At 61.0% G+C, this 23,075-nt stretch carries 14 protein-coding genes; 7 read left to right on the top strand and 7 right to left on the bottom strand.

Translation table 11 applies throughout. The features are described 5' to 3' along the window. Nucleotides 1-123 precede the first annotated feature (123 nt). The 6 genes from NK8_RS39590 (at nucleotide 124) to NK8_RS39565 (ending at nucleotide 14,284) form a co-directional block, all read left to right on the top strand. Nucleotides 124-9,939 (top strand): hemagglutinin repeat-containing protein, encoded by a 9,816-nt coding sequence (locus NK8_RS39590; protein ID WP_213234115.1) that lies wholly within the window; start codon nucleotides 124-126, stop codon nucleotides 9,937-9,939. Between the two features lie 8 nt (nucleotides 9,940-9,947). Further along, nucleotides 9,948-10,382 carry a hypothetical protein gene (locus NK8_RS39585; protein WP_213234114.1) on the top strand — a complete coding sequence of 145 codons (435 nt, stop codon included), beginning with the start codon at nucleotides 9,948-9,950 and terminating at the stop codon, nucleotides 10,380-10,382. Beyond that, nucleotides 10,370-11,122 (top strand): hypothetical protein, encoded by a 753-nt coding sequence (locus NK8_RS39580; RefSeq protein ID WP_213234113.1) that lies wholly within the window; start codon nucleotides 10,370-10,372, stop codon nucleotides 11,120-11,122. Before NK8_RS39585 ends, NK8_RS39580 begins: the two co-directional genes overlap by 13 nt. 115 nt (nucleotides 11,123-11,237) lie before the next feature. Further along, on the top strand, nucleotides 11,238-11,633 hold the full coding sequence (locus tag NK8_RS39575) for a hypothetical protein (RefSeq protein WP_213234112.1): 396 nt from the start codon (nucleotides 11,238-11,240) through the stop codon (nucleotides 11,631-11,633). 351 nt (nucleotides 11,634-11,984) lie between these two features. Continuing rightward, nucleotides 11,985-12,245, top strand: a complete 261-nt coding sequence (locus NK8_RS39570; RefSeq protein ID WP_213234541.1) for a hypothetical protein — start codon at nucleotides 11,985-11,987, stop codon at nucleotides 12,243-12,245. Nucleotides 12,246-12,496: 251 nt separating this feature from the next. Next, entirely contained in the window at nucleotides 12,497-14,284 is a 1,788-nt protein-coding gene (locus tag NK8_RS39565; protein WP_213234111.1) for a ShlB/FhaC/HecB family hemolysin secretion/activation protein, read from the top strand. 145 nt (nucleotides 14,285-14,429) lie between these two features. Here the strand turns inward: NK8_RS39565 and NK8_RS39560 are convergent, their stop codons facing one another. Both NK8_RS39560 and NK8_RS39555 read right to left on the bottom strand, forming a co-directional pair. Then, on the bottom strand, nucleotides 14,430-16,070 hold the full coding sequence (locus NK8_RS39560; RefSeq protein ID WP_213234110.1) for a cobalamin biosynthesis protein CobT: 1,641 nt from the start codon (nucleotides 16,068-16,070) through the stop codon (nucleotides 14,430-14,432). A 4-nt stretch (nucleotides 16,071-16,074) separates the two neighbouring features. Further along, complete coding sequence (locus NK8_RS39555) at nucleotides 16,075-17,277, bottom strand: AAA family ATPase (RefSeq protein WP_213234109.1); 1,203 nt, start codon at nucleotides 17,275-17,277, stop codon at nucleotides 16,075-16,077. Nucleotides 17,278-17,396: 119 nt separating this feature from the next. Between NK8_RS39555 and NK8_RS39550 the strand changes: the two genes are divergently transcribed. Further along, the gene (locus NK8_RS39550; RefSeq protein ID WP_213234108.1) at nucleotides 17,397-17,780 is read left to right on the top strand and encodes a DoxX family protein; all 384 of its coding nucleotides are present in this window, start codon (nucleotides 17,397-17,399) and stop codon (nucleotides 17,778-17,780) included. 6 nt (nucleotides 17,781-17,786) lie between these two features. On the opposite strand, the gene NK8_RS39545 is transcribed toward NK8_RS39550, so the two are convergent. From NK8_RS39545 to NK8_RS39525, 5 genes are all read right to left on the bottom strand, one after another. Beyond that, nucleotides 17,787-18,785: a DUF3616 domain-containing protein gene (locus tag NK8_RS39545; protein WP_213234107.1), complete on the bottom strand. Its 999-nt coding sequence runs from the start codon at nucleotides 18,783-18,785 to the stop codon at nucleotides 17,787-17,789. Nucleotides 18,786-18,990: 205 nt separating this feature from the next. Beyond that, entirely contained in the window at nucleotides 18,991-19,923 is a 933-nt protein-coding gene (locus tag NK8_RS39540) for a 3-hydroxyacyl-CoA dehydrogenase NAD-binding domain-containing protein (protein WP_213234106.1), read from the bottom strand. Between the two features lie 3 nt (nucleotides 19,924-19,926). After that, the gene (locus NK8_RS39535) at nucleotides 19,927-20,847 is read right to left on the bottom strand and encodes a 3-keto-5-aminohexanoate cleavage protein (RefSeq protein WP_213234529.1); all 921 of its coding nucleotides are present in this window, start codon (nucleotides 20,845-20,847) and stop codon (nucleotides 19,927-19,929) included. Nucleotides 20,848-20,882: 35 nt separating this feature from the next. Then, a complete protein-coding gene (locus NK8_RS39530) occupies nucleotides 20,883-22,250 on the bottom strand; it encodes an MFS transporter (protein ID WP_213234105.1) in 1,368 nt (455 codons plus the stop codon). A gap of 98 nt (nucleotides 22,251-22,348) precedes the next feature. Beyond that, a complete protein-coding gene (locus NK8_RS39525; RefSeq protein WP_213234104.1) occupies nucleotides 22,349-23,053 on the bottom strand; it encodes a Crp/Fnr family transcriptional regulator in 705 nt (234 codons plus the stop codon). Nucleotides 23,054-23,075: the final 22 nt, after the last annotated feature.

The following is a 23,075-nucleotide window of genomic DNA, read 5'->3' as shown; positions in this document are numbered from 1 at the left end:
AGATAATTCAGATAATTCGCACTGTTACGCAAAATTTAAAAGGGGAACAATTGCGCGCTCGTTGCGGGTAAGCGCCTTTGAGGTCCGACTCGCGGCCTTAAAGCACAATAAGAAAGCAAGTCGATGAATAGCAAGTTGTATAAGCTGGTGTACAGCAAAGCACGCCGAATGATGGTCGCAGTGGCCGACTTCGCCACGGGGCATGGCGGTAGTGGTCGTAATGCGCAACGCGCATTCCTTGCATCTTCTACGCACGCCAGTCTGATCCTCCCGCTTCGCGCTGTCGCGTTCGCCGCCATGCTCCTGCTCGGATCGGCTTCGACGCTCGCGTTCGCACAGATCGTTGCTGCGCCGGGTTCAGGCGCGCAGGTCATTCAAACTCAAAATGGTCTGAATCAGGTAAACATCGCGCGACCGAGCGCAGCAGGCGTATCGGTCGGAACGTTCTCCCAGTTCGATGTACCTAAAAAAGGCGCAATTCTTAACAATTCGCCGACGATCGTTCAAAGTCAGCAGGGCGGATATATAACCGGTAATCCGAATCTCACGCCGGGTAATTCGGCGCGGATTATCGTCAATCAGGTTGTGAGCAATTCGCCTTCGCAGTTGCGCGGCTATCTCGAAGTGGCAGGCCAGAAAGCCGAGGTAGTGGTCGCGAACCCCAACGGCATCGTCTTGGATGGCGCTGGCTTCCTGAATACGTCGAAGGCTGTTCTCACCACTGGCACGCCGAACTATGGACCCAACGGCGGTTTGACGGGCTTCAATGTCTCACAGGGCAACATCACGGTCCAGGGCGCAGGACTGAATGCGACCAACGTCGATCAGGTCGACCTGATTGCTCGCGCCATTCAAGTCAATGCCGCAATCTATGCCAACAACCTGAACGTGCTGGCCGGACCGAGCGCGGTGGATTATGCCACCCTGGCCACCACACCGATAGCGGGCACGGGCGCCGTGCCATCCGTTGCAATTGACGTTAGTCAATTGGGCGGGATGTATAGCAATCGCATTTTTCTGGCGAGCAACGAGTATGGGGTGGGGGTCAGTACGCGTGGGGTATTGGCGGCCCAGGCGGGCGACCTGACGCTCAAGAGTAACGGCCAACTCGTGCTCGCCGGAACGACTCAGGCGAGAGGTTCGATCAGCGCCAGCGGCGCACAGGGCATAGACAATGGCGGCACGACCTACGCACAGCACGATGTGATCGTCTCCACGTCGGGGGCGTTGACCAACAGCGGCACGCTGGCGGCCCAGCAGAACACGAGCGTCAATGCGGCAAGCGTGAGCTCGACCGGCACGCTGGGCGCGGGCATCAATCAGGATGGCTCGGTCGCTCAAGGCGGTGATCTGTCGGTGATCGCCTTGGGCGCGTTAAGCGCTAACGGACGCAATGCGGCAGGCGGTAACGCGACGATTTCGGGTGCTTCGGTCAATCTGGCGGGCAGTTCGACCACGGCCAACGGCAACCTCGCAATGGCTGCCAATGCAGGCGACCTGAATCTGTCCGGCGCGACCACGACTGCAGGCGGCGCGATCAGTGTCAACGCTGCGAGCACGCTCACCAACGACAATGGCGCGCTCAAATCCGGCGGCGCGCAATCGATCACCGCAGGCGCATTGTCGAACCGCAACGGGCAGATCATCTCGGGCGGCTGGCTGACGGCGAACATCGTCAATGCGATCCTGAATCAGGGCGGCACGATGCAGTCGGCCGGTGCGTTGACTGTGCGTGCGGCAAGCGTGGATAACAGCGCAGGCCATATCGCGTCGTTGAATGCGGATGGTTTGAGCTTCACCGTCTCTGGTCTTCTCAACAGCGCGCAGGGCGGCGCGATCGGCGGTAATGGCGACGTGACCGTGCAGACCGGTCAGCTCATCAATGCCGGATCGATCACGGCCGTGCAGAATCTGGTCGCGACGGCGGCGCAGACGCTCGCGAACTCGGGTACGCTCGCCGCAAACGGCAACACGACCGTCACAGCAGGCACAACACTGACCGACGCGGGCGGTTCGATTTCCGCAGGTCAGCGCGTCACGGTCCAATCCGCGACGCTCGACAATAGCAATGGCGCGATCACGGGCGATCAACTGAACGTCGCCGCAACGAACCTCATCAACCACAACGGCACGCTCACGCAAACCGGCACGGGCGCGACCACGCTTGCGGTCACCGGCACACTCGATAACGCCAGCGGATCGATCGCAACCAACGCGGCGGATCTGACGCTCACGCCTGCCGCGTTGGTGAACGACAACGGCAAGGTCACGAGTTCGGGCACCGGTACGCTCTCGATCGACAGTGGATCGATCTCCAACAAGAACGGAACGATCGCGACGAACGGTGCATTGAATGCGAACGCGAGCGGTGCGATTTCGAATCAGGGCGGCACGATGCAGGCGGGCGGTGCGTTGAATGCGTTCTCCGCGAGCCTGGACAACTCGAACGGGCACATCACGGTTCTGAACGGCAGCAGTGTGTCGCTTGCGACGAGTGGGCTACTCAATAACGGCGCGAACGGGCAGATCGCCAGCAACGGCAATGTGAGCGTGCAGGCGGGCCAATTCGTCAACGCCGGTTCGATCACCGCGATGCAAACCCTGATCGCGCGTGCGGTGCAAAGCTTGTTCAATAGCGGCACGCTCGCGGCGAACGGCAAGACGACGGTGTCCGCTGGCACGACGCTCACGAACTCCGGCACGATCGCGGGCAATCAGTTGGCACTGTCCGCTTACGACCTGATCAACCGCAACGGCACGATCACACAGACGGGCACGGGGGCGACGACGTTCACCGTCATCGGCACGCTGGACAATTCGGCGGGCTCGATCACGACCAATGCGGCCGATCTGTCGCTGACGCCGGCCGCGCTGCTGAACGACAACGGAACCATCACGAGTTCGGGAACCGGCACGCTGTCCGTTCAGGCGAATTCGATTTCCAATAACGGCGGCACGATCGCCACCAATGGCGCGCTCGATGTGAAGAGCGGCGCAGTGTCGAATCAGGGCGGCACGCTCGCCGCGCAGACTTCCGCTACTCTCGATGTCGCTTCCCTCGACAACCGCAACGGCGGCTATGTCGGCGCGCAGAACGTGTCGATTACCGACGCGGGCGCGTTGCAAAACACGGGCGGCACCGTGCAGGCCAATGGCGTGATGAGCGTTACGGCGCAGGACATCGCCAACGACAACGGCTCGATCGCCAATGGCGGCACCGGTGCGACCACGCTTACGGCGCGTGGCGCATTGAGCAACACCGATAACGGTTTGATCGGCGGCAACGGCGATGTGTCGGTGTCGGGTGCGAGCATCGACAATTCGAATGGCACGCTGGTGGCGGGCGGTTCGATCGCGGCGAATTCTGGCAGCACGCTTGCCAACCGCGCGGGTCTCATGCAAGCGGGCGAGGATGTGTCGGTGAGCGCGGTGGGCGCCATCGATAACACGAGCGGTCAGATCGAAGCGGACGGCGCAACGTCCGCGCTCTCGATGTCGGGTGCATCGATCGATAATTCGAACGGACGCATCGCGAACAGCGGAACGGGCGCGATGACGGTCAGCGCCGACACGGTCGTCAACAGCAATGCCGGCGGCGTGAACGGTGCGGGCACGGTTGGCGGCAATGGCGATGTGGCTCTCGATGCGCGGGTGCTGTCGAACGCCAACGGCGCGCAGGTGCTCGCGGGACACGATCTGACGCTGACCATCGCGCAACTCGCGGACAACACCAACGCCACGCTCTCCGGCGCGAACGCGCTGACGCTCAACGGGCCTAATGCGTCCTTGTTGAACGCGGGCGGCTCCGTTCATGCGAACGGTGCGATGAACCTGAACACGGCTTCGGTCGATAACACCAATGGCCGCATTGGCAACGATCAAGGCAGCGGCGGGACCGTATCGATTGCGACCGGCGCGCTCTCGAACCAGAACGGCGCGATCGGCAGCGACCAGAACCTTAGTCTTGCGACGAACACGCTTACGGGCGATGGCCGCATCATCGCGGGCAACGACGGCGCGGTGACCATCAATGGCGATTACACGCTCGACGGCGTGAATCAGATTCAGGCCAATCATGATCTGAAGTTCTCGACGAACGGCAACTTCACCAATCAGGGCACGCTCGCGGCGGTGAACGCACTGACGATCAACGCGAACAACGTCGACAATCAGGCGAGCGCGGACCTCAATTCCGCGAACACGACGGTGAATGCCGTCGAAGCAATCATCAACGAAGGCCGTATCGAAGGCGATGCGGTGGCGACGCAAAGCGCGACGCTCACGAACACCGGGACGATCATCGGCAATGTGGTGACGGTCGACGGAACGCGGTCGGTGGTGAACACAGGTGCAGCGGCAGTGATGGCGGCGGCCTCGGAACTGAACGTCTATTCGCAAGGCGATATCCGCAACGAACAAGGCGCGAACCTGTTCAGCCTTGGCGATATCAACATCGCGGGCGACGGCATGCGCGATGCGAATGGCCTGCTCGTGAATCGCGCGAATTCGGTGACCAACGATCAGTCGACGATCGAGGCGCTGGGTAATATCGAAGTGGCGACGAATACGCTGACGAACACGCGCCCCGCGCCGACGATCGAGACGGTAACGACGGATGTCGATACGGTTCATGGGACCAAGCGCAAGAAATACATTGCATGTAACGGAGGCACGAGTGCAGGCGACCCCGGCGGCCCCACCGGTTCCGCCTGTAACCAGGCCTTGTGGGACTATGGCTACAAGAATCCGTTGAACGTGAGTTTCAGCGACGCTGATGTTGTGTCGAGCACGAGCGGACCTGATGCAGTCGATCGCGTGTTGGTGGTGAACATCGCCGGCAAACCGACGACGATCTACTACAACACGCTCACGCAAAACGCCGACGGCACGATCACGGTCAACTACTGGGACGCCTACGATCCGCATATCAACTATGATCCGTCCACCGAATATCTGACCCGTAGCGATGCACACAACGGCTGGCAGCGCGTGGAAATCGCGCGCGACACGACCACGACGACGCAGAAGGATCAGGTGACGGGCTCGCAAGCGCCGCAAGCTCAACTGCTCGCCGGCGGCACGATGACGCTCGCCAACGTCGGCACGATCAACAATGCATACAGCGCGATCGCTGCGGGCGATGCGATCTACATCGGCAATGCGGTGCAAGACGGTGAACTCGATACGAGCGGCAACGTTGGCGGCACGATCGTGAACAACATTGGCCAGACGTTGTATCAATACCAGCGACAGGATATCGCCTCGACGTATGCGTGGAATGAAGACATCACGCGTGACGTAGGCACTATCACGGAGCCGTCCATCGTGCTGCCGCCGGTGGCCATCGGCGGCACGGGCGGCACAATCGTCGCCAACAACTTGGTCGATATCAACGCGCGCGACGTGAACAACGTAAATGTCGCGGCAGCAAGCTCTGCCACGGGCGCAACGGGCGGCACGCTTGGCGCGAATACCGCGATGACGTCCTTATCGGGCGGCAGCGGCGCGGGCGTGAAAGACGCGAGCGGCGCCTCGGTGAATGGCGCAAGCGGCTCCGCGACAGGCGCTGCCACGGGCAATGGTCAGACGGTCAACGCGCCACAATCGGTCGCGGGTCCGACCGGCGCACTAAACATCACCCTGCCGACGAGCGGCCTGTATCGCTACAACAGGTCACCGAACGCGCAGTACCTGATCGCGACCGATCCGCGCCTGACGAGCTACGCGAGCTTCATCTCCAGCGACTACATGCTCAGCGCGCTCAACCTCGATCCGATGAAGACCGAGAAGCGCCTGGGCGATGGCCTGTACGAGCAGCAACTCATTCGCAATCAGATCACGCAGCTTACGGGCCGCGTGTATCTGGAAGGCCCTACGAGCAACGAGGATGAATATCGCGCGTTGATGGGCAACGGCGTGAGCGTCGCGAAGGAATTCAACCTCGCGCCGGGCATGGCGCTGACGGCTGCGCAAATGAATGCGCTCACGAGCGACATCGTGTGGCTGGTGGAACAGGTCGTGACTTTGCCCGATGGAACGACGGAGCACGTGCTCGCGCCGGTGGTGTATCTGGCGCAAGCGCACGCGAATGATCTTCAGCCGACCGGCGCATTGATCGCGGCGGACGACGTGGAGATTCACACGTCGGGCAGTGTCACGAACAGCGGCGTGATCAAGGGCGGCACGCAGACGGTCATCACCGGCACGGACATTCTGAACCGTGGCGGAAACATCAGCAGCGATGGCACGACGGCGATATCGGCGAGCAACGACATCACGAACGCCTCGGGTCGTATCTCGGGAAATCGCGTGGCGGTGCTGGCGGGCCACGATATCGTCAACACTACGTTGGTCGATGCAGTGGGCGTGAGATCGGCGGTGGGCGACAGCCGGGTTCAGCAGACGCTGGTCGGCGCGCAAGGCACGATCGAATCGACGGGCGACATGGTGGTCGCTGCCGGTCACGATCTGACGGTACACGGCGCGAACATCAACGCGGGTGGCAATGCGCAGATCACGGCCGGCCACGACATGCTCGCGGATACCGTCCAGTCGACGACATCGCAATCGGTGACGAAGAACGCCGATCACCATTGGGAAGAGAACACGACGCTCAACCAGACGAGCGGCATCAGCACGGGTGGCAGTCTCGCGATGCAGTCGGGCAACGACATGACCTTCAAGGGCGCGCAGGTGGGCGCGGGCCAGGATATGTCGGTCACGGCGGGCGGCAATCTGACGGCGACGACGGTCGCCGACAGCCACAAGCTGGATAACGTCAACACGGATGATCGGGACAAGTTCATCGCGCATACCTACGATGAACAGACACAGGGCACAAGCTTCACAGCGGGAGGCAGCGCGACGCTGGCGGCGTTGAGCGCGGACAAGAACAAGGGTAATGTGACGCTCACGGGCTCGAGCCTGAGCACCGATGCGGGCGCGGCGAATATCGTTGCAACGGGCGATGTGACGCTCAACGAAGCGCGCGAGGAGCACGACGATTACTCGTACCGGCATTCGGAGCGCGGCAGCTCACTGCGCAAGACGATCTCGGACGACATGCAGACCACGCAGGCGAACATCGGCGCGGGCAGCACGGTGTCGGGCGATTCGGTGAACATCAACGCGGGTCATGATGTGACGGTCCAGGGTTCGACAGTCGCGGGGACGAACGACGTAAGCGTCGTCGCAGGCAATGACCTGACGATCACCACGTCGGAGGATACGAACCGTTCGAATGAGTTCCACGAAAAGAAGGTGAGCGGCCTCGGCACGGCGGGCGTGGGAATTTCGTATGGCACGAACGACACCACGGACACGATCAACGATGCGGCCAAATCCGCGCAAGGCAGTCTGATCGGCAGCACGACGGGCAACGTGACGATGCAGGCGGGCGACATGCTGCATATCAAGGGCTCGGACGTGCTCGCAGCGGGCAACGTAACGGGTACGGGGGCGGAAGTCGTCATCGAAGCGTCGCAAGACGATCGCCATCACGATGAGACCCATGAGACGAAGAGTTCGGGCTTCACGCTCGCATTCAAGTCATCGGTGATCGATGCCATTCAAACGGCGGGTCAGCAAGCGCGAGCGACGGAGAATGGCACGGGCAACACGCGCGTCGACGCGTTGCACGCGCTGGCTGCGGGCGGCAGCCTCGTCAACGGTGCGAATCCGATGATGCAGGGTCAGGCGCCGGACTGGAAGGTCGAACTGAGCTTCGGCTCATCGAGCAGCAAGTCAACCTTCAGCGAGGACAGCACGCAGCACAACGGCTCGAACATCACGGCGGGCGGCACGACGGCGTTCATCGCGAAGGGCAGCGGCACGGCGGGCAGCGGCAACGTGACGATCGCCGGCTCGAACGTGAACGCAAGCGATGTGGTGCTGGCGGCGAACAATCAGGTGAACCTGATTCATTCGACGGATACGGACAGTACGCGCAGCAACAACGAATCGAAGAGCGGCAGTATCGGGGTGTCGTATGGCTCGCAGGGATACGGGATCTCGGCCTCGGGCAGCCGCGCGCATGGCGATGCGAATTCGGATTCGGCGGCGCAGAACAACACGCACATCAGCGGCGCGAATAGTGTAAGCATCGTGTCGGGCGGCGATACGAACATCAAGGGTGCGACGGTCGATGGCGGGCAGGTGTCGACGCTCGTTGGTGGTGATCTGAACATCGCGAGCGTGCAGGACACGAGCCATAGCGCGGCGCATCAGGAGAGCCAGAGCGCGGGTGTCAGCATCAGCCAGGGCGGAGGTAGCGCGAGCTACAGCCAGCAGAAGGGTGACGCGCACGGTGATTACGTGGGCATCGAAGAGCAGTCGGGGATTCATGCCGGTGCGGGCGGGTTCGATATCAATGTGAAGGGCAATACCGATCTGGCAGGTGCGTATATCTCGAGCGATGCAGACGCGTCGAAAAACAACCTCACGACGGGCACGTTGAGCTTCAGCGATATCGCGAATGCGTCGAACTACGACGCGAAGAGCAGCGGGTTCAGCGCGGGCGGGTCGATGGGTGCGTCGAGCAGCGCGAAGGCCAATGGTGTGACGGCGGTGTCCAACGGTGGTGGCGTCTCGCCGATGATCTCGCAGCACGACAGCGGCAATGAGAGTGCGACGACGAAGAGCGCGATCGGTGCGGGTACGATCACGATCACGGATGGCGCGAATCAGAAGCAGGACTTGGCGAGCCTGAATCGTGATACGAGCGATCTGAACGGGACGGTAAGCAAGCTGCCCGACTTGCAGAATCTGCTCAATCAGCAGGCGAGCACGCAGCAGGCGGCGGCGATCGTTGCGCAGACGGTGGCCACGCAGATCGGGAACTATGCGGATCGGCAGAAGAAGGCGGCCGAAGCGTCGGGCGATCAGGCAACTGCAGACAAGTGGGCCGAAGGAGGGGAGTATCGGATCGCGATGCATATTGCGGGCGGTGCGGCGGTCGCGGGTCTCGGTGGGGGCAGTGTCGCGGGCGGGGCTGCGGGTGCGGGCATCTCGGCGGCGGCGGCAGGCAAGCTCAACGAACTGAGTGATTTCATTGTTGCATCGAGTCCGACGGGCAATGCGGATGCGGATCGAGCGTTGGGCAATATTGTTGCGAATGTAATTGCTGGTGGAGCGGGCGCGGTCGCGGGTGGCAATTCGGGCGCGATGACGGCTGCGAATGCTGATCTTTACAATCGGCAGTTGCATCCGGATGAGAAGAAGGTCATCAAAAACCTTGCCAACGGAGACCCCGACAAAGAACACCGACTAGAAGCGGCGGGCTGCGCTCTTGTTCACTGCGCGGCGGAATATTCACCGAGCACGGCTGATTACATGAAGTATTCGGGGCTGGAAAAGGAAGGCGCGGGCTATACGGCCGAACAAGCACAATTGCAGAACTACAATGGGGCGTTCTTCTCGACGGCTGGCGCTGGCGGTATGGTGCGGCAGACGCCGGGCAGCAGTTTATTCCAGTACACATCGCCAGATGCAAAGGCGGACAGCAACGCCTTTACTTCGAATGTATTGGCTCAACAGCCTGGAAAACTTGACTATTTAGGTGTTGGTGGTAGCGCATTGGGGATGTCTGGTAGTGTTGCGTTGAATTTGCATAACGGAATTTATTATTTGGGAGGCGGCGGTTCGGTTCCTATCTCGGCTGGTGTATCGATAACCCTGGGTGTAATTCCTGCATCTATGGGGCAATTGCAGTCGAAACAGGCGGAAATCACAGATAACTTTCTGAACGGTGGATCATTCGGTGGAAATGGTTGTGCTTATGGCGTGTGTATCGGAGCGAATCACGCGCTAGGTGGCGATACATCCATCGAGTTTGGAATGGGATTAGGAGGATTGACTAGATCACCTAATTGGGGTGGGGGTGGTGGAACCGGTGCAAGTGTTCCGGCTGGAGTGTTTCCGGGTATGCAGCCAAAGCGATGAGGCTTGAAATGTCTAAGCTAGAAAATATCAATAAACGCCTGGGGATCGTCTTTGCAGTGATAGGTGTATTTGCATTGCTTTTTTCTTTTAAAAAGAATCCAACCGATACTGGAAAACAACTTCAGTTTATGGGGCATGATATGGAGATTGTTTTAAAGAATGGTGGCCGCATCGTCGATAGGGATCAGAATAGTAAGTATGGATCTGCTTTTATATTCGTCACTATTGATGCGAAATCGTGGTCTCCAAGTTTGGCAGACAGTTACACGATCACTTTAAGATCGCTTGGGTGGAAAGAAAAGCGTTATGAAAATCAGGATTTGATTTGTAAAGACGGTGTTGTGGCGAAGATTGACAGGAACATGGGATTCAATGAAGGAAAGGGAGCCTACGGAGTTAGTATGAGTTATAACGCCCTAACAATTCAGCAGTGCAAGAATTAAAGATAATTTGCAACCGGCAACTAAATCCGGATGAACGTAAGTGGGCGAAGGACAACGCCGGCAAGTTCGCGGAGTTCTACAAGGATCAGACGGGACAGAGCATCACGGCGGACCAGGCGCAGCAGATGTTACCGGCAAGCGGATATCGGTTGGTAGATGCGGCCGTGAGCGCGGGAGCAGCGCCTGACGGCGGCAAATGCGCGACAGCGTTTATTAGCCAGTACGGGGGCAGCATGTGCACGGCCACGGCTGCCGAGCACAACAGTCCATTCTTTTATGGCAATGCCGATCGTTCGCTGTCACCTGAACAGCGGGCGCTTCCGGGGCACGAAGCACATCCGCAGGTCGGTGTTGCCGCAGGCGGTGCGTTGGCTATGGTCGCACTCGGATCAGTCGCTCCGATTGTGGCAACCGGTTGGGCGATTAACTCGCTATACGACCATCGCGGCGACACGCTTGCATACGTGACCGGTCTGAGCAGGGACGCGCCGAACACTTCAAAGTCACTCACGATTGGCTTTGTAGCAGGGTTGGCGGGACCGGCCGCATTGCATTTCGATACCCTTGGAAACGCGATTGGTGCCAAGGTAGCGGCTGGGACATACAACGGATTACTGAATGAGACTGCGGCCTACGGCGGAAACTCAGTCGTGAGTCCTTCAAGCGACCCGTCGGCAAACGCAGCAACGGGAGCAACTTCTTACGGCATTGGTACGATGGCACAAAGCATAATGCCGTGAAAAGCTGGTGACGTCGCGAACCATAACATTCACACCTTGTCCGGCCCGGCTCAAGTAGCGGTTTAAACCGCAAACAAGAACACCGGCAACAAGTGACCAACGTTAGCGAATCCTGATGAACATCGTAGCTACCACATTCGAACTGGTTGGCCGTGGCGGACCAAGTGCCGTTTCAGGCGCGTTAGTTCTAGCAGCGGAATGTCTAATTGTCCTTATGGTGGTCTTGACCGTCCGACGCGTCTTGATTTTCGCAGGAGTAAAAAAGGTGATAGTTACGGGGCGCGTTGCACGTAAATGGATATTGCCCGAACATCGTGAATGGCAGGGGAAGGCATATGTCACCGTACCTGCAAAGAACGCTCTCGAAGTAGATTTTGAGAATCGTCTGCTGCAATTCTTTCCAGTCGCTTGGATGTATGAACGTGTTAGCGAAGGCGACGAAATCGACGTCGCTGTACAACGGGGCCGTTTTGGTGACGAAATACGAATCCTTGATATCGGGCCATTCTGATGTGTACAACCGGCAGTTGCATCCGGATGAGAAGAAGTTATCCATGACCGTGCCAACGGAGACGCCGTATAAGAGGGCACGCAAGAGCTACGAAGAGAGGGACGAAGAGCAGGACAAGTCCTGATTTGGACCATCCGTAGCAGGATGGGCGGCGGATTTCATGGCGCAAATCGCGGGTCCAAACCCGGGTGCTTACGTAGCGGGATGTATTGTCGATCTAACACTTGGAGGCGCGGCGAACAAGTACCCATTAGCGGGAACGGGCATCACCGAACTCGGTAGCTGGATCAAGAACACCACTACGTTCAACAGCGTCAGTGACAGGTTCAACAATGGAGCGCACGGAAAAAAATGAGGATTATTAGTGGTGGAAACTTTGCTCCGTGGTTTCGCATTGTGTTGTGGGCGACGGGTATTGTAATCGCCGCAGGCTCTTACTTCCTTCTGTCTGGCTTAGCAATGTTCACTGGTGCTTTGGTTGGAATGCTTGTTCTGGCAACGGGTACTTATGCAGAGCGAGCCAACATGCTTCATTTAAAGCCGTTCGACAACTCTTATAAGAAGGCTCGCAAGAGCTACGAAGAGAAGGACGAGGAGCAAGACAAGTCCTGAAGAAACGATCCCAGCCTCGCGTTATCTGCGGCGTTCGTCAGGCGGACGTGATGACGCGTCTGCCGCGTTCGGCGTGAACTCTGACGCCCTGTCCTGAATTAAAAGGCTGCCTGTTCGAGCCATCGTCCGGCGAGCTTATGCCACGGATAGAGCGGAGACGATGTCTTGCGAGGTCTCAGCGAGTTAGGGTCGGGTGGAATCCTCCTGGCTCCCGACGCTTGTGTGTTTTCTTCTAATTAAGACGTAAGCAAATGATTCTTAGAAAGAGGCTCGCGGCTCTGCCGTTCACAGCCCTGATGTCGCTCGCTGTTTGCGCGCAGCAAACTCCCACACCTGCCGACGAAGCCGCCGCCGCGCGCGCCAACGCGATTCAGGATCAGCAAATTCAGCAGCAACGCGAGGCTCAGCAACGCGAATCGGCCGTTCAGGCGCCGACAGTGCGTTCGGCCGTCCCGGACGATCACGGCTTTCCAGCTCTTCCTTCGGAGACGCCGTGCTTTCGCATCGACACGTTCGCACTCGATGTGCCTTCGACCCTACCCGATGCCATTCGTGCCAAAGGCGCATCCGCATTGCCGCTCGACCCGTTTGCTTTCGCGCGTGAATGGCTCGACCACTACAAGGGCCAATGCGTCGGCAAGGCAGGCGTGAACCTGCTGACCAAGGGATTGCAGCAAGCGATTCTTTCTCACGGCTACATCACGACGCGCGTGCTGTTGCCCGAACAGGATCTGTCCGGCGGCACGTTGAAGTTCGCGCTCGTGCCGGGCGTCATTCGCAACGTTCGGTTTGCCGAGCCGCTCTCGTGGGGCGCATGGAAGACCGCCTTTCCGACGAGTTCCGGCGACGTGCTCGATCTACGAGATTTGGAACAAGGTCTGGAGCAGATGAAGCGTGTCGCGAGTCAGGACGTCGACATGAAGATCGAACCGACCGACGTGCCTGGCGAAAGTGATGTCGTCCTATCGCTCAAACGCGCGAAATCGTGGTCGCTCGTCGCCTCGGTCGACAACTCGGGCAGTCGCGCAACAGGCAAGCTGCAAGGCAACTTGAGTCTGGGCATCGACAATCCGCTGGGACGCAACGACATCTTCACCGTCGGCGCAAATCACGATCTTGAATTTGGTGACAAGGGACTCGGTTCGCACGGCTTTAATGGCTCGTATTCCGTGCCGTGGGGTTACTGGACTGCGACCCTGTTCGGCAATACCAACAGCTACTACCAGCAGATTGCAGCCGTTAATGAGACGTTCGTGTCGAGCGGCAATTCGCAGACGGGCGGTTTCAAGCTGGCGCGCGCGCTGCGCCGCAGTCAGAGCGATGTGTTCGGCGGCTACGTGCAGCTGTCGAAGCGTTTCGGCGCGAGCTTCATTCAGGACACGGAAATCCCGCTCCAGCACCGCAACAACACCTTCCTCGAACTGGGCCTGACCGATCGTCACTACTTCGGCAATGCGCAGTTCGACGGAGCGCTCGCCTATCGGAGGGGCATCGGCACGTTCGGCGCAACGCCGGATCCTTGGCTGCCGCTCGATCCGGACATTGCGCCGACGCCGGGCGGCGACCCCACGTACCATTTCAGTATGGCCGTGCTCGACATGAACCTGTCGGTGCCGTTCGCTGTCGCGACGCAGCCGCTGCGGTATGTGACGACCTTTCACGGTCAATATACGAACGACACGTTGTATTACATCGACGACCTGAGCATCGGCAGCCGCTACACCGTGCGCGGGTTCGACGGCGAGCAGATGTTGGCCGGAGAGAAGGGCTTCTACTGGCGCAACGAATTGCAGGCGCCGATCGGCAAGACGGGCCAGTCACTCTATGCGGGAATCGACTATGGGCGCGTGTTCGGGCCGTACACGGCTGATCTCGTGGGCGCGCAGCTAGTGGGCGCGGTGATCGGCGTTCGCGGCGGTCTTCCAGCGAAGTATGCTGGTTTTAGTTACGACCTGTTCGCGGGCACGCCGGTCTACAAACCGTCAGGCGTCCCGACCTCGCGCGTGACGGTCGGATTTCAATTTACTGCGCAGCTTTGATGTGCGAGGCAGCCGCGCTTGCGCAATAGCGCGATCTGAGAAAGGCGGAAGCGGGGAAGGCAAGCCTCGCTTCTGCGAACCGATATGCGAGAAAGTCTCAGGCTTGCGCTATGTCATGTCTGAGCCTGCTAGATGGCCGCAACGCTCACCTCCGAGCCGTCATCCATTCGCGGCGGCTGAGCAAGGTCTGACCGAGCGCGTCGAATGCGGCCGTCGGCAATTGCTGAATCTGCTCGACGACGACGCTCGTCGGATAGAACGTCTGCACCGCGTCATCGAGTATGCCGACGCCGATCAGCTCGATGCCGCGCCCGTTCAGCTCATCAATGCGCGCGCGCAGGTCCGAACGCAGAATCGCGGGATCGCCGTCGCCGGTGGCCGGATAGCCGTCCTGCAAGACCATCAGGATGCGGCGATGCGCGCGGCGCGCGAGCAGACGGTCCGCAGCCCAGCTCAGTGCCTCGCCATCGGGATTTTCGTGGCCGCATTCGATGCGCGCGAGGCCGCTCATGTTCTCCGAATCGAAGCGCTTGTAGATCTCGAAATCGAGCCGTTCGACGAAGCGGTTATAGCCATACGGCGCGTGAGGTTCGGCGAGCCAGCGCGCGTGATAGTCACGCATCGCGGGATCTTCGATCGAACTGTAGCCGAGTATTTCCGCCGCGAAGCCGAGCTGCAAGAGCGCATCGCCGATGGCTGCCGCGCAAAGACGCGCGAGCTCGATCTTGCGGCCCGACATCGAACCGCTGCGGTCGATGAGCAGCGTCACGGCAGCGTCGCGCCCGGGACGGATGCGCGCCGAGCGAAACGGCGTGCGATAGCCGGGCGATGTCGCGAGCCGCGCGAGCGATGGCCGGTCGAGTTCGCCGCGTTCCTGTTCGCGTCGCCAATGCGTCTGTTCATCGGCTTTCAGCGCGCGTTCGAGGCGCGTCTTCAACGGCTCGGTGTGCGCGCGAGCTGCGCTGCGCAGCTTGCGCCAGGCGTTCGGATCGCCCTTTCCGGTCAGGTCGGTGACACGATCGAAGGCGGTCGTGATCGGGATCGAGCGAACCGGCCGGCCGATGGGCGCGGGTCGCGTTGGCGGCGGTGCAGCCTCGCCATCGGACGGTTCGGCAAAGGGATCGCTCGTCGGCGACAGCGACGAATCCGCGCTGCTTTCGAGGTTCGGCGTGTCGTCCTTGTCGACGTTGAACATCATCGTATTGATGCCGCCCGCCCAGAGCGCGCGCACGCGTTCGACGAGTCTCGATGCAAGGCGCACGCTGTCCCGCGTCGATTCGCTCGCGCGCGATTCATGCAGCACTTCCGACGCGATATTCGCGGCCGCGTCGAGCGTTGGGCTGCGTTCCATCGCTGCAGCCTGTTCGTTCCACAGCAATCGCTCGATGCGCCAGCGCAGACGATCGCGCCATGACAGATCGGGCCAGCGTGCATGCATGTTCGCTTCGCGCTGAGCGCGCATCGCGGTGAGAAACGATACCGATCCCGGATAAGACTCGATGAGTCGCTCGCACACGCGCCGGTCCTCCAGAATCTCCGCGACGAAACCGGCGCTGGCATCCGCTTCGGCGAGCGCGTTCTGATCGCAGTAGCGGTGACGCGCGGCAAGCATGTCGATATAGCCGGTCGCGGCATCCGTGCGGGCTGCATCGGCGAGATCGCCCGGCAGCACGATGACGTCGCCGCGCAAAGCCGGTCCATCGGACGCGAATCTCACTTGCAGATCGCGCCGATGCGCAAGCGTGCGCGCGAGTCGGGCGAGGCGTTCCGATGCATCGTCGTTCATCGCGTCAGCCTTCGAGTGCAATGTGATGCTGGATGATGTCGCGGATCAACGCGGCGTCTTCAGCTGTGACTTTCGCGTAGATCGTCGGGCCTGCGGCGGCTTCGGGGTCGCCCGTGCGCAGCATCAGCTCCGTCCAGTCGATGAGCCGCCGCGTGGAAAACGCACTCGACAAATCTTCGCGTGCAAACGCGTCGCGACAGTCGGCTGCGACCGCGGCAAGCGTGCGCGCCATCCCGGCGGTCACGCGATTCCCGAAGAGGCGTGTGAGCACGAGCGCTTCATCGTCGGGCGTCAGATAGTCGATCTGATGGACGCGCCAGCGGTCCAGAAACGCCTCGTTCATCACATTGGCGCCCTGGTAGAGGTGGCGAAACGCGCTCATCGCGCCGACTGCATTGGCTGTTGCGAAGAGACGGAACGACGGATGCGGAGTCACGATCTCGTTGCCTTTTTCCTTCAGAAGAAGGTGGCCCGCGGATTCCAGAACCGAGGTCAGCACGGCGAGGATCGCGGGCTCGGCGAAGTCGACTTCATCGATGATCAGCCAGAGGCCGTCGCGCATCGCGGTTGGCAGCACGCCATCGACCCAGATCGTCTCGCCGCCCTTGACGGTCCAGAATCCGACGAAGTCACCGATGGTCGTCTGACCGTTCATGTTCGAGCGCAGCACGCTATGTTTCGTGCATGCGGCGATCTGCTCGATCAGGCTCGTCTTGCCGGTGCCCGTGTGTCCGATCAGCAGAATGCGCCTGTTCTCGACGATGTCGTGAAGCACGTTCTCCGAGCGTGCCGAAAACAGATAGGCTGGATTGAGCGGTGGAACGAGCGACCCGCCTGCGCCGACGGGCATGTGCACGGAACGGATCGTCGTGGTCTTCGCAGGCGATGTGGAACGCGCTTCGTCATGTCGCGCAGCGGCTCTCAACGCCTGCATGAAGCGATGACGTTCCGGGCGCGGCGCTGGCTCTTCGCTTGCCTGTCGAACGAACCCTTCGCGATGCCACTTGCCCAGCTTCGCCTGGAGATTGTCCAGATCGACGACCGTATCGACGCGCGCCGCGCCACCGGGCAGACGGTGCACGATGCGGTACGCGTGCGGCCGCTCCGCGTGGCTGACGATCCATGTGCCGGCGTTTTCATCGCTCGGGTGAACATAAGTGCCGAGCGACGATAGCCCGGTGGATGGCGTTTGAATCGACTCGTTCATGGGTGGAAACGGTTCTCGCGGGATATTCGATACATATACAGGAAGTCTCGCGGGAATAATTTTCGCCTCATTCGGCGCGCTTATCGTCGCCCTCACAGAACATCTTCGAGGATTGGACAATGAGCCAGAAAACCTTGCTTTGGGCGGGCCGGATCATCAGCGGACTGGTCGTGCTGGCGTTACTTGCCGATGCCGCCAGCATTCTTACGTTTCCATCGAGCATGCAGGCGACGTTCGCCGCGACCGGATTTCCCGATAACCTCGCGCCCACGCTCGGCATGATCGTGCTGGTCTGCACGGTTCTTTTCGCCATTCCGCGAACCGCCGTGCTGGGCGCGATCCTGTTGACCGGACTTCTCGGCGGCGCGATATGCACGCATTTTCGGCTCGGCGAGATCGGGTCGCCGCCGCAGATCATCAGCCTGGTGCTCGGTGCATTGGTGTGGGGCGCGCTGTACTTGCGCGATGCGCGCGTCAAGCGTCTCCTTCCCTTGACGGCCTGATACGGCTCAGTAACGCAGGCTCATGCCCCGGAACGTCTTATCGTCCGACATTTCGTGAGACTTCGCTTTGCAGACGGACCGTTTGCCGCCATCGTCGCTCAGGAGATAGAGCCGATCCGTCCCGGCGATGGCAAACAGTCCCTCCGCATGAAAGTCGGGCGGATCGATGTCCTTCCAGTACATGGGTCGCGTATTGCGCTCGCCCGTCCATCGATAGATCGCGAATCTCGATTCAGGACGGCCTGCCTTGCCGTCATCGATCGGACCGGCAACGATGAAGTATTCATCGCCGACGCGCTCCATGCTGCGAATTCCGCGCTTACCGAGGTCTAGGAGGATGAGATCGTCGAACACGGGCGCCGCATTTCGGTTGATGACCGCATCGGGGTTCTTCAGCTTCAGAACGTGCGCTGACAGGTTCGCGTCCGAGAGCGGATTCCTGAAGCCGATATACAGTCCGCCGTCCTTCGTGTCGGCCAATCCTTCGATGTTGAGTCCTCGCGGCTTTTCCGCGCCTTTTTCGGACGCCTCGGTCAGGACGCTGAAGCGTCTGTCCGATGCCAGCGCTTCGAGCAGGCCGCCATAAGGTTTGGCGTTCGGCATCGCGACCGTGGGCGTCGCGCCTGAAAGATCGATGCGCGTCGCGAACAGCCGATGACGCTTCGGCTTGAGTTCATCGTCGGCATTGCGCCCGTGCGATCCGATCCAGTAAATCGTGTCGCCGATTCTCGCCGCGCCCTCGAGGTCCGCTTCGCCCTTGCCGCCATCGGGGCCATTCAGATAGACGTTGAGTTCGACTTTGCCGACGTGCTTCGGCGTGTCGTAGCGGTAGATGACCAGCGAATTGATCTCGTCATCGGCGACGATGAAATAACCCGCGCCGAGATCGATGCCCGCCGATGCGTTGCAGATCCCGCGATACGTCGTGATCGCATCGGCAACGGCGCTCGATGCGTACGCGCTGATCGCGCACGCGAAACACAGCGCAAGCAAAATACGTTTCATGTCCGTCGCACTATTCGATGTTGATATCGCGCAGTTCCGGGCACCGCAAAAGAAAACGCCCGCGCTAAACGCAGGCGTTTCCGTGGCCCCGCTACCGCGCCCCCATGAACGATTTCTCGTCCGCTTCTGCATCAGGGGCCGGCTTCCGCGCGGCTCACTTTCAGTATAGGTCACGTGGCGGGATATCCAAGTGCATCGAGCGCGATCATGGAATCTGCGAAAGACCGCGCTTTGCTTCCAATAGCTCGATCAGCAAGCGATCGCGCTGGCGAAGCATCTCCGGAAAGTCATGCGACTGCAATTCCTGCTCGACGCCGCTCGCAATCGATTCGATGTAATCGTCCGTTTCCGGGTACGTGCCGAGATCTCTGGACCACTCGCGCTGCGCCGGCCCCAGATGCCGCAGCACATGCGCAATACCGCCGGAGCCTCCGGACGCGTGAAGGTTGAGAAACGGTCCGAGCAACGCCCAGCGCAGGCCCGGCCCCCACGCGATGGCCGTGTCGATATCTTCCACCGAGGCAACGCCGCGCTGCACCAGACTGATCGCCTCCTGCCATAACGCTACCTGTAGGCGATTGGCGATATGACCCTTGACCTCCGTATTGATCCGGATCACTTTCTTGCCCGTCGAGAGATAGAACGCCATGGCCTTCTCGATGGTTTCGGCGCGCGTCAGTTTCCCGCCACCGACCTCGACCAAGGGAATGATGTGCGACGGATTGAACGGATGGCCGAGGACGATGCGTTCCGGATGTTTCGCGCCCGCCTGCATCTCGCTGATCGACAACCCCGACGACGATGACGCGATGATCGCATCTTCTTTCGCCGCCGCTTCGATGCTGGCGATCAGCGCGCGTTTGACATCGAGACGCTCGGGGCCGCTTTCCTGAATGAAACCGGCATCGCGCACGGCCGCGCCGATATCGTTCGTGAACGTGAGCCTGTCGCGCGAGGCGCCGTTCGCCAGCCCGAGCCGCTCCATCGCGGGCCAGGCGTCGTCGATCCATTCGCGCAGGCGCGTTTCGGCGCCTGCGCCGGGATCGGTAGCCGTCACCGAGAACCCGCGAGCCAGGAAGTGCGTTGCCCATCCCGCGCCGATGACCCCAGCGCCTACGATGGCGACGTGGTTCGTCATGATTTAACCCTCCAGACAGGCCGCGTCGATGCCCGCATGCAACGGCCGCAATCCGATGATCTCGCGCGCCTCGTCCGGCGTCGCTGGTTCATAGCCCATCTCACGGACCAGGCGCACGAGCCGCTCGACCAGTTGCACGTTGGTGGCCAGTTCGCCGTGCCGGTAGTACAGGTTGTCCTCCAGCCCGACGCGCACGTGTCCGCCGAGCAGAAGCGAGTTCATCGCGGCGGGCAACTGCGCCGCGCCGATGGCGCTGACGTTGAAGACCGTGTTGCGCGGCAGGTGATCGACCATCGTCTGCAACAGCCGCGGCGTATAAGGCAACGCGCCCTGAAACGCATTCGCGCCGATCACGATGTTGATGAAATGCGGCGCATCGTCGAGACCTTCGTTGATGGCGCGCTGGACATCCTGAACGATATCGGCCAGACCGAACACTTCCCATTCGGGCTTGATGCCGCGTTCCTTCATCATCATGGCGATCTGCCTGATTCGCGACGGCGGCGTCGCCACGAGAATTTCCTTGCCGCCGAAGCTGGCGATCACGGTCTGCGCGTCGAGCGTGCACATCTCGACCCCGTCCCCCTGCATGCCCTTCAAACGTTCTTCCCACTGGATTTCCCACAGGCCGTTGTCGAGTTCACGCACCATGTCGCCATTGATCCCGCCACCCGTCGAGTTGTTCAGGATGATGTCGCATTTGTCGCGGATCAGGCGGTTGATATGGCTGTAGATTGCGGGGTCGCACGTGGCTTCGTCGTCGGGCCGGCGCGCGTGGATCGCCACGACACTGGCGCCGGCGTTGTAGCAGCGGTAGGTGTCGTCGGCGATTTCCTGCGGCTGCGTCGGCAGGTTCGGGTTCATCTTCTTGGTGGCCATGCCGCCGGTCGGCGCGACGGTCACAATGACTTTGGGCTTGCTCATACGTTGTTCTCCAGAGAATAAACAGGGCGGCTCGATCAATGCGCGCTTGCGCCATCGTCCGATCCCACGCGAACCGCGCTTTTCGGCAGGCCCAGCAGAATCGTCAGGCCGCCACAAATGACGAGGGCGATCAGGCCCAGCAGCCCGATCTGGATGCTGCCGGTCACGCCCTTGATCCAGCCGATCAGTGTCGGGCTGACGAAGCCGCCGAGGATGCCCAGCGAGCTGATCACCGCGATGCCGGCCGCGGCGGCGTCGCGGCCGAGATAAGTAGGGGGAATCGACCAGAACAGCGAACCGCCGCCGAAGATGAAGAACGAGGCGACGCACAGCAGGGCCATCACCGGCACGACCGCGAAGCCAAGGAAGGACGTCGAGGCCAGCGCCACCGCGCCGACGACAAGACTGCCTCCGACATGCCAGCGCCGCTCCTTCAGACGGTCCGAGCTGCGGCTGATGACGAGCACGCCGAGCGCACCGAAGATATAGGGCACCGCCGTGTACCAGCCGATCGTGGCGATCGGGGCGATGCCGAGGCCTTTGATCATCGTCGGCAGCCAGAAGGTGAGCGTGTAGACTGCGCAGGCGCAGCAGAAGTAGATGAAGGCGAGCATGTAGGTCTTCGGGTCCGCCAGTGCAGCGGCCAGCTTGCCGTGATGTCCGGACTTCGCATCGCCACGGTGATCGGCGTCGAGAACCGACTGCACGAGGCGCTTTTCGGTGTCATCGAGCCAGGGCGCGCGGGCCGGCTTGTCCGGCAGCATGCGGTACAGCACGAACCCCAGCAGAACCGTCGGCAGGCCTTCGACGAGAAACAGCCATTGCCAGCCATGCATGCCGCCGAAGCCTTCCATGCCGCTCATGATCGTGCCCGACAGCGGCCCGCCCAGCACGCCCGTGATCGGCATGCCGAACAGGAACAGTCCGGTCACGCGGCCACGGCGCTGGCTTGGGTACCAGTACGTCAGATAAAGAATGATGCCGGGGAAGAAGCCCGCTTCGAAGATGCCGAGCAAAAGCCGGATGCCGTAGAACTGCCAGGGTTCGCTAACGAAGGCGGTCGCCGCCGACGTGAGTCCCCACAGCACCATGATGCGCAGGAAGGACAAGCGTGCGCCGATTCTTTCCAGCAGCAGATTGCTGGGCACCTCGAACAGCAGGTAAGTGACGAAGAAAACGCCCGCGCCGAGTCCGTAGACCGCATCGGAGAAGGCGAGATCGTGCTTCATCTGAAGCTGCGCGTAACCGATGTTGATGCGGTCGAGAAACGCGAACACATACGCGATCAAAACGATCGGCATGATGCGCCAGCTTATCTTGCGGAAAACGGCGTCTTCGACTATCTGGTCCGTCGAACCTCCGACGAGCGCGGCTGCGGCGGGCAGCGAACGAGCGCGAATCATGCGTGTCTCCTGGTCTTGTATGACACGCATTATTTCGAGCGAGCGCTTTCACGACTGTCGATCGCGCGACAATTCGGATCAGCGTAAACACCGACGAGCTATTTCGACAGCGCGTCCAGCCCGGCCACATCGAGCACGACGATGCCGCCGTACCCGGTGCGCACGAGGCCGGCGTTCTTGAAGCGGGTCATCGCCTTGTTGCAGGTCTGGCGCGACACGGCGGCGAGGTTGGCCAACTCTTCCTGGGACAGCGGCAAATGCGCCGCGCCGCACGGATTCGACAACGGCTGCACCATGCCCACCAGCGCGCGTGCCACGAGACTGTCGGTATCGAGCAGCCCATGCGCGGCGACCGCGCCCATGAACCAGTGCAGACGCTCGTTGACCTGTCGCAGCAGGAAGTCGTTGAACGAGGGCTGCTGCTCGCGCAGCCATTCGAACGTGGCGCGCGGAATCTGCACGACGCGGCTGTCGCGCAGCGCGATCAGGTCGGATTCACGCGGTTTGTTTCGGATCAGCGTGCCTTCGCCGAACCAGCTTCCGGCCGACTGTCCGCCCAGTGTGACGGTCTGACCATCGCGTGCGGTGATCGACCATTTGATGAGGCCTTCGAGCATGCCGAACCAGACATGCTGTCGTTCGCCGTGGTGCCCGAGCGCCTGATCGGCCGCGACGGCGCGCTCCGACGCGGCCGCGCGCACGCGTGCCTGCGCCGCTTCGTCCAGCTTCGGGAACCATGTCGACTGGGCGAACAGCTCGTCGATCGTGAGGGACGTCGCGGCCATCCGCTTTGGCCGCGTCATGGCGTGCTCCCGGCGCTGGCCG

It is taken from the genome of Caballeronia sp. NK8, from assembly GCF_018408855.1.
In the GTDB taxonomy this organism is placed as follows: domain Bacteria; phylum Pseudomonadota; class Gammaproteobacteria; order Burkholderiales; family Burkholderiaceae; genus Caballeronia.
The sequence above is the reverse complement of the archived record's forward strand: the minus strand, read 5'-3'. Positions and strand labels throughout refer to the sequence as shown.

Bases quoted from the DNA above. Each gene is read 5' to 3' on its own strand.
- NK8_RS39590 (WP_213234115.1), top strand. From the start codon at position 124: ATGAATAGCAAGTTGTATAAGCTGGTGTACAGCAAAGCACGCCGAATG.
- NK8_RS39585 (WP_213234114.1), top strand. From the start codon at position 9,948: ATGTCTAAGCTAGAAAATATCAATAAACGCCTGGGGATCGTCTTTGCA.
- NK8_RS39575 (WP_213234112.1), top strand. From the start codon at position 11,238: ATGAACATCGTAGCTACCACATTCGAACTGGTTGGCCGTGGCGGACCA.
- NK8_RS39570 (WP_213234541.1), top strand. From the start codon at position 11,985: ATGAGGATTATTAGTGGTGGAAACTTTGCTCCGTGGTTTCGCATTGTG.
- NK8_RS39565 (WP_213234111.1), top strand. From the start codon at position 12,497: ATGATTCTTAGAAAGAGGCTCGCGGCTCTGCCGTTCACAGCCCTGATG.
- NK8_RS39560 (WP_213234110.1), bottom strand. From the start codon at position 16,070: ATGAACGACGATGCATCGGAACGCCTCGCCCGACTCGCGCGCACGCTT.
- NK8_RS39555 (WP_213234109.1), bottom strand. From the start codon at position 17,277: ATGAACGAGTCGATTCAAACGCCATCCACCGGGCTATCGTCGCTCGGC.
- NK8_RS39550 (WP_213234108.1), top strand. From the start codon at position 17,397: ATGAGCCAGAAAACCTTGCTTTGGGCGGGCCGGATCATCAGCGGACTG.
- NK8_RS39545 (WP_213234107.1), bottom strand. From the start codon at position 18,785: ATGAAACGTATTTTGCTTGCGCTGTGTTTCGCGTGCGCGATCAGCGCG.
- NK8_RS39540 (WP_213234106.1), bottom strand. From the start codon at position 19,923: ATGACGAACCACGTCGCCATCGTAGGCGCTGGGGTCATCGGCGCGGGA.
- NK8_RS39535 (WP_213234529.1), bottom strand. From the start codon at position 20,847: ATGAGCAAGCCCAAAGTCATTGTGACCGTCGCGCCGACCGGCGGCATG.
- NK8_RS39530 (WP_213234105.1), bottom strand. From the start codon at position 22,250: ATGATTCGCGCTCGTTCGCTGCCCGCCGCAGCCGCGCTCGTCGGAGGT.
- NK8_RS39525 (WP_213234104.1), bottom strand. From the start codon at position 23,053: ATGACGCGGCCAAAGCGGATGGCCGCGACGTCCCTCACGATCGACGAG.